Source organism: Clostridium vincentii (assembly GCF_002995745.1).
GTDB lineage: Bacteria > Bacillota > Clostridia > Clostridiales > Clostridiaceae > Clostridium > Clostridium vincentii.
In genome coordinates this window covers 15,874-29,258 of sequence record NZ_PVXQ01000001.1, presented here as the reverse complement: position 1 = coordinate 29,258, position 13,385 = coordinate 15,874, and the positions used below count along the sequence as shown (strand labels likewise).

Sequence of the window (13,385 nt, the reverse complement as noted above, 5' to 3'; positions counted from 1 at the left end):
TGCATTAGACACAATATTCTAAAACTTTATATTGCATTCTCTTTTATTAACATCTCTTTTATTTCATCAGTCGGGTTAAGTGCTACTTTTTCAGGTGATTTCCAAGTTCTAATACCTTTATTAAATCTCTGTGGACATAGTTGTCTAGTCGATTCATAGACTTTTCTTCTATGCTCCATTATTTTATTATCTTCTCTGTTATGTCTACTATTTGGTGTTAAAAAGTTTAATCCACTATGATAATGTTCATTATTAAACCAATCCACAAATATAGATACCCAAATTCTTGCATCATCGAGTGTTTTAAACCCATCCTGTGGATAATTAGATCTATATTTTAGAGTTCTAAATTGAGCTTCTGAAAATGGGTTATCATTGCTTACTCTAGGTCTGGAATATGATGACAAAACGCCAAGAACCTCTAGTTTAGCCTTTAATGTAAAAGACTTCATGGGAGCTCCGTTATCAGAATGAAGCACTAGAGGCTTATTTCTGATATTTTCATTTAGTATTGCTCTTTCAACTAGCTCCGCAGCTAATTCCCCATTTTCTTCTGGCCAAACTTCAGCCCCTACAATTTTTCTACTATAAATATCAATAATCATGTATAGCTTATAATAAATACCTCTAGTAAAAGTATTGAAATATGTAATATCCCAGGTCCAAACTTGATTAGGCCCATCCGCAACAAATGTTGTAGGGTGATTTTTCTTTGTGGGTACCTTGCTGCGCCCGCGGTGGCATTGCATATTTTCTTTTTTAAGAATTCTATACATTGTTGATTCAGAAGCTATATAAACGCCCCTGTCTGCTAAGGCAGGAACTATTTGAGATGGTGGTAAATCTGCAAATTCAGGATTACTAACAATATTTAATATACTTTGGTATTCTTCTTTTGTTAGTTTATTCATGTGCTCTGGGCGAATGGCCGTTGGTCTTTTATCTGGTTGAATTCCACCTTTTGCCGCCCACCTTTCATATGTTCTCTTGCTTATTCCAGCTACCTCACAAGCCGGAACAAGCCTTGAACCATTACTATGAGCTTCTTTAATTAAAGTAACAATTTCAATTCTATCTTGAATCTTAATTAATCTTCCTCTAGATCCCCTAAAATCAGATTTAGCTTTTTTTTTAGGACTAATAGAGCAGTTGTTTCTGCTAAAGCTTTATCCTTAATTCTAATTTCTTTTTCTAGAATTTTAGCTTTTTTCTTCTCTTTATTTAATTCTTCACGAAGCTCCTTGCTGTCCTCTTTCTGTAGTTCATTGGCTGCTAGACAGCTAGCTCGCCATGTTTTAATATCTTCTACATAATATCCATTTTCTCTGCAATATTTTGAAAGTTCAATTTCTGGCATGGTGTAAGATTCCATTACAGCAAGAAACTTTTCTTTTGGTGATAATCCTTTTGAGGGTCTGCCTTGTTTTTTACTCACAGTTCCACTAATGGCTTTTGTTTTCCATGTTGATAATGTTGATTTGCTAATACCTGTTTCTTGAGATAATCTTGATATTGAATAATTCTCTGGTGGAAGCATTCTTGATAGAAACTTTTCTTTTTCCTCTTTAGTATATTTTCTATTATTTCTTCTATTATCTGTCATAGGTTATCTCCTCATCATGCTCATCTTCGTTCGAGCATATCATTTTTTCTTCCCTACGACAACTATCTTACCACCTAAGGGGGGTATAAAACTAAGAATAACGTTTAATTTAGATGTGGCAGGTGCTGATATACTGTATAGAATTAAGTAACCCAAATGGAATGGTAGCTTGGTTACTACATAAATTATCTTTTATGTCTATAATCATCAATAGATATTGTACATTTGATAAGGTACGCATCGCCTCTACAAATGAAACCCTCGACTAATTAATTAGTCGAGGGTTTTCTTATTGTTTAATGAATACCACCGGTTATCGGTGGTCATAATTTAGAAATTCTCTGGATCGCCCAGGTGTTAGAGGAGAAGGAAGCGAGCCTCTTGTTACTCATTAAATTTATAGTAACTTAATCAGCTCTTCTAACTCTTCAGATAAAGCTTTTGCAAGCGTAAAATCAGTATCTTTTAAAGCCAATTCTATTTTGGTTTCAACTAATTTTTTCTTTTGTTCAATTTCTAAATAGTCTCTGTCAAAATGACTAGCATAAATCATCTTTCTAAATTTTCGCATACTCATTTTTCTAATTGTCTTATCTTCAATCATTAACACAAAATCCATACAGTTTACTATAGAATAGAAATCATGAGAAATCATTAGAATTGCACCTTTATAGTTTTCTATGGCTTTTTCTAGTGCTATTTGTGAATAGGTGTCTAAGTGACTTGTCGGTTCATCAAGAAGCAACATGTTTGCTTTACTAGCAGAAACTTTAGCCAATTGAAGTATATTTTTTTCTCCGCCAGATAAAGACCCTATCTTTTGATTAATTATTTCTTCTTGAAAGCCATAGTTTGAAATATATGATCTAATCTCTTCATAAGTTTCAAAACCAGCATCGAAGAACTCTTCAAGTATGGTATTAGAATCATTTAGTGTTTTGCTTTGAAGTTGAGATAAATAAGCTACTTCAACGTCTTCATTTATCTCAATAGAATCATGATTATTTTTAAATATTTCTCGAAGTAAAGTGGTTTTCCCGGTACCATTTGGACCGATAATTGCTACTTTATCAGTAGATTTAATCTCAAAGTTAACATTTTCTAGAAGTATATCTTCAAAAGCAACACTGTAATTATTAACCTTTAAAGCAATGGTTTCTTCCATTTCAATATCAGTAACTAAACTGATATTGGGTTCTTTAATATCTACAAATGGCGTTTTAATTCTACGTTTTTCTAATCTTTCTTGAATTTTAACTCTAGAACTTAGAGATTTCCCTCTAGCAGCTTCATGATGCTCAGTTGCCAGATATCTTAGTTTTTTTATTATGATCTCGTTTCTATCAAGTTCTTCATTATCAGCAGCAGCTAATTCTTGTAATTCAATTTTAGTTTGAAGTAATGAGAAGTTATAATCAATATATCTTCCATCAAATTCTTGTAGTTCCATGTTTTCAAGGTGCAGAATTTTGTTGAAACAATGATTCAATAGATATCTGTTGTGAGTAATAATTAACATTGTTCCTTTGTGTGAATTAATTAGATCTCTAAGAGAATTAAGGTTTCCAAAGTCTAAAAACACATCTGGTTCATCCATAATCATTAAGTCTGGGCTATTTAGCATTTCCTTAATTACTTGAATAAGCTTGAATTCCCCACCACTAAGTTCAGATATCATTAGATCTTTATACTTGATTAAGTTTGTAAGATTTAGGTTTTTATTAATAGTGTTTTCGAAATCATCCCCATTAATTGCATCAAATGCATCTAAAGTTTGTTGATACTTTTCTAGTAAAGAATCAATATCCGAAGATGTTTCCATTTCAGTACAAATAGATGTTATTTCATTTTGTAGTTTAATAAATTTTTCCCCTATGTATTCGAAAACTGTAATTTCTTTTATTTTGTCTAATTGTGAGAATTGACTTACATACCCAATTCTACAATTTGGGTATATCTCTAACTTACCATCGAACATATATTTTTCTGGATCCATAATTATATCTATCAGTGTACTTTTTCCGCTGCCATTTGTTCCTATAAAAGCACAGTGTTGACCATTTTCTAATGTAAATGAAATATTATTATATAGATCCTTTTGTGGAAATGAGTAGGACAAGTTATCAACTTTTATCATATTATTACCTCCATTTATCAGTAAAAAAGAGCCTATAAAAATAAGCTCTTCAATATATTCTCTTATTAATTGCAATTCTATACTTGATTTTTTATGTAGTAAAGACATTCTACTGAATTTAACATTAATAGTATAACACTTTTTTCGACTAATTTCAATCATTTCATATCAGTAACAAAAACTGTCCTAGTTTTTCAAAACAAAGCCTTTTGAATTAGGTATATGTAGGAATATTTTTGAAAGTGGTAACTTATATTACAGTAATTAAAGGTACATTATCTATAGAATTAGATGAATAAGAAAATCATGAATATAAGCAAGGAAATATATTAAGGAATGAGGTAATATTATGTATGAAAAATGGATTAATCAATTAATAAAGATTGAGTTATTTAAAGATATTGAAAGAGAAGAACTTAAAAGCATATTAGGTTGTTTAAAACCTACTATAAAAACTTACAAAAAAAAAGATATAATAACTATTGAAAAAGACAAATTAACTGGAATAGGAATAGTTTTAGATGGGGAAGTAGTTGTGGGAAAAGAAACTTTAGCTGGTGATAGAGTTATGATGTCAAAGTTAAGATCAGGAGAACTATTCGGAGAAATAGCAGCTTTTGCTAGTAATGAATGGTTAGCAACAGTAGTAGCAAATACAGATTGCACTATATTATTTTTCCCCCCACAAAAAATTGTAGGAATATGTAATAAAATGTGCGTTGGACATAGAAGCTTGATACAAAATATGCTGCAAATAGTATCAAGAAAAGCACTTATTCTAAATAAAAAGGTGGATATTCTCTCTCTAAAAAGTATAAGAAAAAAAATTAGCACATATTTGATTGAGCAATATAATATTGAGAATAACCTTACTTTTAATATATCTTTAAAGAGAAATGAATTAGCTGAATACTTGCTGGTATCTAGACCTTCTCTTTCACGAGAATTAATAAATATGCAGAAGGAAGGAATTATTGATTTTCACAGGAATCATTTTAAAATAATAGATTTACAAATTCTAAAGTCATGTCTATGAAAAAGAGTAATTTGAAAGATTATACGAACATTCGATTATGGTAACCTAAGATACCGAATTTATATGGAGAAGAACATATAATAATAATATAAGTTAAAAGATTAATTAAAACAAAAATTCAAAGGAGGATTTTAAATGAGTATGTTTTGTTATCAATGTCAAGAAACTGCTAAAGGAACAGGTTGTACAATAAGAGGGGTATGTGGAAAGATAGATAAAGTTGCTAATTTGCAAGATTTAATGATTTATACACTAAAAGGAATTGCTATATTTCAAAAAAAAGGATTAGAGGAAGGAATAAAGTTTCCTAAAGCTAATCATTTAATATTAAATGGATTATTTATGACTATTACCAATGCGAATTTTGATGATTCTGCATTTATTGAAAAAATAAAAGAAGCTTTAGTACTTAGAGAAGAAATAAAGAAAGAATTAATAGATAAAGGAATAACTTTAGGTGAATTACATGATGTAGCTACTTTTGTAGCAGAAACTGATTTAGAAATTTTAGCAAAATCAGAAGCTATTGAGGTTGGAATATTAGCTACAGAAAATGAAGATGTACGTTCTCTTAGAGAATTGATTATTTATGGAATTAAAGGTATGGCAGCTTATGCTGAACATGCGTTAAACTTAGGAAAAGAAAATGAGGAAGTTTATAATTTTATTTCAAAGGCATTAGTAGCTACATTAGATAATACATTAAGTGCAGATGATTTAGTAGCACTTACATTAGAAACAGGAAAATTTGGAGTAGATACTATGGCAATGCTTGATGAGGCCAATACAAGTGCTTATGGAAATCCAGAAATAACTGAAGTTAATATAGGTGTTAAAAATAATCCTGCTATATTAATATCAGGACATGATTTAAAAGACTTAGAAGAACTTTTAGAACAAACAAAAGATACAGGCGTAGATGTTTATACTCATGGTGAAATGTTACCTGCTCACTATTATCCATTCTTTAAGAAATATTCAAATTTTGTAGGTAATTACGGTAATGCTTGGTGGAAACAAAATGAAGAATTTGAATCCTTTAATGGAGCAGTGTTATTTACAACAAACTGTATTATACCACCAAAAGAGAGCTATGCAGATAGAGTTTATACTACAGGTGCTTGTGGATATCCAGGATTTAAACATATAGAATCTAAAGAAGATGGTAAAGCAAAAGATTTCAGTGAAATTATAGCACATGCTAAGAAGTTACAATCACCTACAGAAATTGAAAATGGTAAAATAGTGGGAGGTTTTGCTCATGCACAAGTATTTGCCTTAGCAGATAAAATAGTGGATGCTGTTAAATCTGGAGCTATTAAAAAATTCTTTGTTATGGCAGGCTGTGATGGAAGAATGAAATCAAGAAATTATTATACAGAATTTGCAGAAAAATTACCAAAAGATACAGTAATATTAACTGCAGGATGTGCTAAGTATCGCTATAATAAGCTGAATTTAGGCGATATTGGTGGAATACCAAGAGTTTTGGATGCAGGACAATGTAATGATTCTTATTCACTAGCTGTAATAGCTTTAAAATTAAAAGAAATATTTGAATTAAATGATATAAATGAACTTCCTATAGCTTATAATATAGCATGGTATGAGCAAAAAGCTGTAATAGTGCTTTTAGCATTACTTTATTTAGGAGTAAAAAATATTCATTTAGGACCAACATTACCAGCATTCTTATCACCAAATGTAGCTAAAGTATTAGTAGAGAATTTTGGAATAGCAGGGATAGGAACTGTTGATGAAGATTTAGAAAAGTTTTTAGGATAATTTAGTGAAATTGTATCAAAATTATAGTTATTAGACATGAAAACCACGACAGTAATGTCGTGGTTTTTTCTATCAAATTTTATATTATGAATAAATCAATTTATGTTAAGTTGTGAGTAGAAAGAAAATATAATTAATATTAAGTAGATAAGAAAAAAGAAGGCTGATATAATGTTTTTTAGAACAGTTATAAAGGAGTTATTAAATGAAATATTATTTAGCACCAATGGAAGGAATTACGGGATATATATATAGAAATTGTTATGAAAAATTTTTCAATAATATTGATAAATACTTTACACCTTTTATTGTTACAAATCAAAGTAGAAGTCTTAAAACTAAAGAATTAAGAGATGTTTTGCCTGAAAATAATAAAGGGATGAATATAGTTCCTCAAATACTGACTAATGATTCAGAAGGTTTTATTACTACTTCTAGAAAATTACAACAATTAGGTTATAACGAGATTAATTTAAATTTAGGCTGTCCTGCAGGAACGGTTGTTTCAAAAAATAGAGGTTCAGGATTTTTAGCCAAAACAGAAGAACTTGATATATTTTTAGATGAAATATTTAAAATAGATGATATGAAAATTTCTATAAAAACTAGAATAGGAAAAGATAGTCCAGAAGAATTTTATGAACTAATAAAAATTTATAATAAATATCCTTTAGAAGAATTAATTATCCATCCGAGAATACAAAAAGATTTTTATGGAAATAAACCTAATTTAGAGGTGTTTACAGATGCATTATCTTTAAGCCGCAATCCAGTATGCTATAATGGGGATATTTTCACTATTGATGATCATAATAAATTAATGAAAGCTTTTCCAGAGGTAAAAACAGTAATGCTAGGAAGAGGGATAATAGCTAATCCAGCGTTAATAAATGAGATTAAAAATAATACTTTTATAGATAAAGAAGTATTAAAAGATTTTCATGATGAAATTTTAGATAAATATATAGAATTATTTGATGAAGATAAAAATGCAATATTTAGAATGAAAGAACTATGGGGATATATGATTTACATGTTTTCAGATAATAAAAAATATGCTAAAAAAATAAAGAAGTCTCAAAAGTTAAGTGATTATAATGAAGCTGTCTTAAGTTTATTTACAGAGCAGGAAATAATAGAAGGGGCCGGATTATTTAATAATAAATATTAAATATAGATAATTAATTTATTACATGGGTGATTAATAAAAAATATGAAGTATATCTAAGAAAATACTTAATAAGTGGAAAGGATAATGTTATAAGAAAGTAAGGAACATTATAAAAGGTGATGTCATATGGCAATTACTGTAGGAAAATTATTTGGAAATGGGACTGTTCTATATCAAATGAAATTATTAGCAGGACACAAAGGGCTTAATAATCTTGTAGAATGGGTACATATTATTGAAGATGATGATGCAAGTAAATTCCTTCATGGGCAGGAAGTTGTATTTACTTCTGGTATTCTCAACAATTGTGATGGTTGGCTATTGGAATATGCAAAAAAGCTTTATAGCGTAGGTACAAGTGCCTTTGTTGTGAATATTGGACCGCATACAAAATTAATACCTGATGATGTAATAAATTACTGTAATTCTGTCTATATGCCTCTTTATACTATTCCCTGGGAAACAAGGATGGTGGATGTAACAAGAGATATCTGCTATCGTATCATGCAAAAGGAACAAGTAGAAATAAGTATTGGTACAACCATTAAAAATATTATATTTAAAATAGGTGATTTAGAGACACTGATTTTGCAGATGGAACGATATGGATATTTAAGAGATAGTAAATTTTCTTTTATTGTTATGTCTTTTGAAAATGAAAAAGATAAACATAAAAATGAAGAATTTAATATTAATAAAATAAAAATGTATGCTGAAAGAATTGCTAGAAGCATTCATGAATTATATATATCTTTTTCATATAATGAGTGCTGGGTTTTGGTCCTTGTAAATTATAGTGATTATGATATCCAAAATTTTGTAAACATTTTCTTTAAGAATTGGAATGATTCTTTATGGAAGGTATATATGGGTATAAGTGGAAATGAATCTGGAATTAAAATGCAAGCTGAGAATTTTAATAATGCATTTACAGCCATGACAATAGGAAGAAAAAAGGATAAGCAAGTAGTTTTTTCTGATAAACTTGATATCTATAAGCTGCTTTTAAACACAAAAAACAAAGATGTTTTAAAAGAATATTATGATGATACATTAGGCAAATTAGAAAAATACGATAAAGAAAATAATACAGACTTAATCTCTTTTTTATATGTATATTTAAATAATAATGGAAGCCAGAGTTCTGTGGCTGAGAAACAATATATTCATAGAAATACAGTTAATAATCAATTAAAGAAGATAGAAAAAATTACAGGATATAATCCCTTGAATTTAGACGAGAAATTAAGACTTTATCTAGGGTTTTTCATTAAAGATATAATGTGAATATGCATGTGCACAAGAAAAAATGGTCACCTATTCATTGCTAAAGATAAAGGGACAGGTATATAATATAAACATATTAAAGAAATAGAAACAAAGCAACGGAGCTTGTTCAATAGAACGAGGTCCGTTTTTTTTACTTAGAAGTAATGTATAGATATTAATAAGGGAGTGTATAAATATGAATGGGGAAGAAATTAAGAATACATTAAAAAAATATAATTTACAATCTTGGAGTAAACAAAGAAATATCAATCCAATTTCAATTGAAAAGGGAGATGGAATTTACTTTTGGGATTATGATGGGAATCGTTATTCAGATATGTCCTCTCAACTTGTTAATATGAATCTTGGATTTGCAAATAAAGCAATTGCAGATGCAATTAAGGAACAAGTTGATCAATATTGTTTTGTAGGACCATCTTACGGAGCTGAATCCCGTGCAAAGTTAGCTAAGAAGATAATTGAATTAATGCCTGACAATATGGGTAAAGTATTTTTTACAAACGCTGGTGCAGAGTCAAATGAAAATGCAGTGAAAATGGCAAGAATGTTTACAGGTAAGTCAAAGGTATTTAGTCGGTACCGTAGTTATCATGGATCTTCCTTTGGAGCAGGTAATTTAACAGGAGAGCCAAGACGATATGCTTTAGAACCTGGAGTTCCTGGATTTGTTAAATTCTTTGATCCTTATATTTATAGGGAAGCAATAGATTTCGAATCTGAAGAAGTCGCAACAAAATATTATTTGGCCAAGCTTAGAGAACAGATTGTATATGAAGGACCAGATAGCATCGCAGCAATTGTACTTGAAACTATTACTGGTTCTAATGGCGTTATTATTCCACCAGAAGGTTATCTTCCTGGAGTTAGAAAATTATGTGATGAATTTAATATTCTATTAATTTTCGATGAAGTTATGACAGGGTGGGGCAGAACTGGTAAAATGTTCGGATTTGAGAATTTTGATGTAAAACCAGATATTGTTACTTTTGCAAAAGGTGTTACATGTGGTTATGTGCCCCTTGGTGGAGTTGTAGTAAACAAAGAAATAGCAGCATATTTTGATGATAATTTATTATCTTGTGGATTAACTTATAGTGGGCATCCATTAGCTTGTGCAGCTGGTGTTGCTTGTGTTAATTACTATGAAGAAGAAGACATTTTAACTAATGTAAATAAAGTTGGTAAGATACTTGGTGAAAAATTAGAAGTGATGAAAGCTTCTCATCCATGTGTTGGAGACGTAAGATATATTGGATTATTTTCAGCAGTAGAGCTGGTAAAAGATAAAAAGACTAAAGAAGCATTAGTACCTTATGGTAAAGATTCAGAAGGAATAATGGGGAAAATTCTTGGTGAATTAAAAGAAAGAAAATTTATGACTTATACTCATGAAAATATGATACTTATTGCTCCTCCATTAATTATTACAGAGTCACAATTAGAGGAAGAACTACTTAAATTAGATGAAGTACTTGGGATTATAGATAAAGATTATATTTAAATGAGGTGAAAAAATGGCATATGAATTCAGCTTACCAGGAAGGACAATTATTGGAGAGAATGCATTAGAGTCCAGTGAAAAAACGATAAAAGGTTTTGGTAAAAAAGCATTTATTGTATCTGGAAAAAATGTAACTAAAATGGGAACAGTAAAGATTTTGACAGACTGTTTGGATGCCTGGGGAATTGGTTTTGAATTGTTTAATGATATTATAGGAGAACCAACAGATACCATGATTGAGAATGGTGTGATAGCTTATAAAAAAGCAGAATGTGATTTCTGTATTGCTATTGGGGGTGGAAGTCCTCTAGATAGTGGCAAGGCAATTGTTGCTATGGCAAAACTTGAAGGTACAATATCAGATTATATGGGAATAACAATGGAGGGAAATTTTCCACCATTGGTACTAATCCCAACTACAGCAGGAACCGGTTCAGAAGCAACTAAATTTACTATTATTACAGATTCAAAGAAGAATATTAAAATGCTTCTAAAGGGAGAAGCTTTATTGCCTGATTTGGCAATAATTGATTCTAAGTTTTCTATGACAGCACCTAAAGGTGTTACTGCAGCAACCGGTATGGATGCATTAACTCATGCAATAGAAGCATATACTTCAAGAAAAGCAAATCCATTAACAGATACTTATGCACTATCTGCAATTAAAAGAATTTTTACATATTTGCCATTGGTTTATAAAAATGGTGAAGATAAAAAGGCAAGGCAAGAAATGTCTTTAGCAGCATTTGAAGCAGGAGTATGTATTAATAATTCTTCAGTAACATTAGTTCATGGAATGAGCAGGCCAATTGGAGCAATGTTCCATGTGGCCCATGGAATTTCAAATGCCATGCTTATAAAGGAATGTCTGTCTTATGTATTAGATGGTAGTTATGTTAGATTCGGTGAAATTGGAAGAGCGATTAATGCAGCAGATGGTGAGAAAAGTGACAAGGAAGCAGCCGAGGCATTTTTAGAAAAACTTAAAATTCTATGTGATGTATGTGAGATTCCTACATTAAAAGAGTATGGAATAAATAAAAAGGATTTCGATGATGTAGTAGATAAGATGGCACAAGATGCCATAGATAGTGGAAGTCCATCAAATACTATAAAAGATATTAGAAAACAAGATCTATTAAATATATATAATAAATTATGGTAAATTAAAAATATTTGCAACGGCGCAAAACAATATGTTTTGCGGCGTTTTTTTTTAGAATAAGGGGGCATAAAGTAATGAATAAATTAAATGAAATAGAATCAGAATTTAAGGAAAGAGATTTTTCTAAACCAAGAGAAGAAAATGTTGAAATTAAAATAGAAAATTTAAGTATGATTTTCCAAGATAAAAAAGGAGGAGAACCGGTAACGGCGCTTAAAGATGTTAATTTAGACATTAAAGAAGGAGAGTTTATTTCATTATTAGGTCCTTCTGGTTGTGGAAAGACAACACTACTTCGAATTATAGCTGATTTGCTACAGCCGTCCCTTGGAAAAGTTACGGTAAGAGGAGAAACTACACGAGAAATACGACTTCAAAAGAAATATGGTTTTGTGTTTCAAAATCCTGTTTTATATGATTGGAGAACAGTTCGAAGAAATGTGTGTATGCCAATGGAACTTTTGGGGATGAAAAAAGCAGAACGTACTGCTAGAGTTTCAAAAATGCTTGATTTAGTTGGGCTTACTGAATTTGGAAATCAATATCCTTATGAGTTAAGTGGAGGTATGCAACAAAGAGTCGGTATTGCAAGAGCATTAGCAATTAGACCAGAAATTCTTCTTATGGATGAACCGTTTTCTGCATTAGATGAATTTACCAAGGAGAAACTTCATTTTGATCTTCTTAGTATATGGAGGAAGACAAATAAAACTGTAGTGTTTGTAACCCATAATATTTCAGAGGCAGTTTTTTTATCAGACAGGGTAGTTGTTCTTTCACCACATCCTGGACGCGTATCAGCAGTAATTGATATTAATATACCAAGGCCAAGAAATATGGAATCAAAGCAAACACCTGAGTTTTATGAGTATATTACAAAGATCCGAAATAGTTTTGAGGGGGTGTGAGAATGATAAGTAAGAAAGAAAAATTTAAGGTTAATTTGGTTTGGACCATTGGAATTTTCATGGTTTGGGAATTGGTTGCTTTCTTCCTAGATAAAGTAACTAATGATCCAATGGCAGAAGCAAAACTACCTTATCTGCACCGTGTTATTGTATCAGTTGCACAGAATTTTACAGAATTAATTAGTGCAGCTGGACTTACTTTTTCTAGAGCTGTGGTTGGATTTGCGATAGGCGCAGCAATAGGAATCATATTAGCTATAATTATGAGTTTATCTAAAATAGCAGAGAAAATAGCATTACCATATTTGGTTATATCTCAAATGATACCTGTTTTGGGGTTAGCACCTATTGTTTTTACTCTTGCAAAGGATATGAATACAGCTAGAATAATTATCGCTGCTTACATAACATTTTTCCCAGTTGCTATTAATATGCTAAGCGGACTTAATAGTGTTGATAGTGATAAAAAAGACTTATTATATTCTTATGCGGCAAAGAAAAAAAGCATCTACTGTAAGCTTATGATTCCCTACGCATTACCTTATTTATTTGTAGGGTTAAAAATAGCTGCACCAATGGCAATCACAGCATCTATTTTAGTTGATATGCTGGGATCAAGTGGTGGAATCGGAGTAAAACTTCTCTATGCTTTATATTCGGGAAGTAAAGATATATTTTGGGACTCAGTAATAACAAGTGCTTTCATGGGAATTATTAGCTACTTTATTGTTGTTTTTCTTGAAAAAATTTGTATGCCTTGGAGAAAAGAAAAGGCGTAAAAGAAAGGAG

Annotated in this window: 11 protein-coding genes; 8 read left to right on the top strand and 3 right to left on the bottom strand. The window is 30.5% G+C overall.

Features of this window, described 5'->3' with window-relative positions:
* Positions 1-26: 26 nt before the first annotated feature.
* The 3 genes from CLVI_RS00120 to CLVI_RS00110 form a co-directional block, all read right to left on the bottom strand.
* Positions 27-1,052, bottom strand: a complete 1,026-nt coding sequence (locus CLVI_RS00120; RefSeq protein WP_242980502.1) for an IS3 family transposase — start codon at positions 1,050-1,052, stop codon at positions 27-29.
* Positions 1,053-1,087: 35 nt separating this feature from the next.
* Complete coding sequence (locus CLVI_RS00115) at positions 1,088-1,603, bottom strand: transposase (protein WP_106058082.1); 516 nt, start codon at positions 1,601-1,603, stop codon at positions 1,088-1,090.
* Positions 1,604-2,000: 397 nt separating this feature from the next.
* Positions 2,001-3,740: an ABC-F family ATP-binding cassette domain-containing protein gene (locus CLVI_RS00110; protein WP_106058081.1), complete on the bottom strand. Its 1,740-nt coding sequence runs from the start codon at positions 3,738-3,740 to the stop codon at positions 2,001-2,003.
* Between the two features lie 349 nt (positions 3,741-4,089).
* Between CLVI_RS00110 and CLVI_RS00105 the strand changes: the two genes are divergently transcribed.
* The 8 genes from CLVI_RS00105 to CLVI_RS00070 all read left to right on the top strand — a co-directional run bounded on the left by CLVI_RS00105 (position 4,090) and on the right by CLVI_RS00070 (position 13,375).
* Positions 4,090-4,776 (top strand): Crp/Fnr family transcriptional regulator, encoded by a 687-nt coding sequence (locus CLVI_RS00105; RefSeq protein ID WP_106058080.1) that lies wholly within the window; start codon positions 4,090-4,092, stop codon positions 4,774-4,776.
* 135 nt (positions 4,777-4,911) lie between these two features.
* Complete coding sequence (hcp, locus tag CLVI_RS00100; protein ID WP_106058079.1) at positions 4,912-6,561, top strand: hydroxylamine reductase; 1,650 nt, start codon at positions 4,912-4,914, stop codon at positions 6,559-6,561.
* A 205-nt stretch (positions 6,562-6,766) separates the two neighbouring features.
* Positions 6,767-7,732 (top strand): tRNA dihydrouridine synthase, encoded by a 966-nt coding sequence (locus CLVI_RS00095; protein ID WP_106058078.1) that lies wholly within the window; start codon positions 6,767-6,769, stop codon positions 7,730-7,732.
* 126 nt (positions 7,733-7,858) lie between these two features.
* Entirely contained in the window at positions 7,859-9,019 is a 1,161-nt protein-coding gene (locus CLVI_RS00090; protein ID WP_106058077.1) for a PucR family transcriptional regulator, read from the top strand.
* Positions 9,020-9,197: 178 nt separating this feature from the next.
* Positions 9,198-10,523: an aminotransferase class III-fold pyridoxal phosphate-dependent enzyme gene (locus tag CLVI_RS00085; RefSeq protein WP_106058076.1), complete on the top strand. Its 1,326-nt coding sequence runs from the start codon at positions 9,198-9,200 to the stop codon at positions 10,521-10,523.
* A gap of 13 nt (positions 10,524-10,536) precedes the next feature.
* The gene (locus CLVI_RS00080) at positions 10,537-11,688 is read left to right on the top strand and encodes an iron-containing alcohol dehydrogenase (RefSeq protein ID WP_106058075.1); all 1,152 of its coding nucleotides are present in this window, start codon (positions 10,537-10,539) and stop codon (positions 11,686-11,688) included.
* A 74-nt stretch (positions 11,689-11,762) separates the two neighbouring features.
* Positions 11,763-12,596: an ABC transporter ATP-binding protein gene (locus CLVI_RS00075; RefSeq protein WP_106058074.1), complete on the top strand. Its 834-nt coding sequence runs from the start codon at positions 11,763-11,765 to the stop codon at positions 12,594-12,596.
* 2 nt (positions 12,597-12,598) lie between these two features.
* Entirely contained in the window at positions 12,599-13,375 is a 777-nt protein-coding gene (locus CLVI_RS00070; protein WP_106058073.1) for an ABC transporter permease, read from the top strand.
* Positions 13,376-13,385: the final 10 nt, after the last annotated feature.

What these genes read in the sequence shown, in the direction of transcription:
- CLVI_RS00070 (WP_106058073.1), top strand. Translation starts at nt 12,599, where the DNA reads ATGATAAGTAAGAAAGAAAAATTTAAGGTTAATTTGGTTTGGACCATT.
- CLVI_RS00105 (WP_106058080.1), top strand. Translation starts at nt 4,090, where the DNA reads ATGTATGAAAAATGGATTAATCAATTAATAAAGATTGAGTTATTTAAA.
- CLVI_RS00095 (WP_106058078.1), top strand. Translation starts at nt 6,767, where the DNA reads ATGAAATATTATTTAGCACCAATGGAAGGAATTACGGGATATATATAT.
- CLVI_RS00080 (WP_106058075.1), top strand. Translation starts at nt 10,537, where the DNA reads ATGGCATATGAATTCAGCTTACCAGGAAGGACAATTATTGGAGAGAAT.
- CLVI_RS00110 (WP_106058081.1), bottom strand. Translation starts at nt 3,740, where the DNA reads ATGATAAAAGTTGATAACTTGTCCTACTCATTTCCACAAAAGGATCTA.
- hcp (WP_106058079.1), top strand. Translation starts at nt 4,912, where the DNA reads ATGAGTATGTTTTGTTATCAATGTCAAGAAACTGCTAAAGGAACAGGT.
- CLVI_RS00085 (WP_106058076.1), top strand. Translation starts at nt 9,198, where the DNA reads ATGAATGGGGAAGAAATTAAGAATACATTAAAAAAATATAATTTACAA.
- CLVI_RS00115 (WP_106058082.1), bottom strand. Translation starts at nt 1,603, where the DNA reads ATGACAGATAATAGAAGAAATAATAGAAAATATACTAAAGAGGAAAAA.
- CLVI_RS00090 (WP_106058077.1), top strand. Translation starts at nt 7,859, where the DNA reads ATGGCAATTACTGTAGGAAAATTATTTGGAAATGGGACTGTTCTATAT.
- CLVI_RS00075 (WP_106058074.1), top strand. Translation starts at nt 11,763, where the DNA reads ATGAATAAATTAAATGAAATAGAATCAGAATTTAAGGAAAGAGATTTT.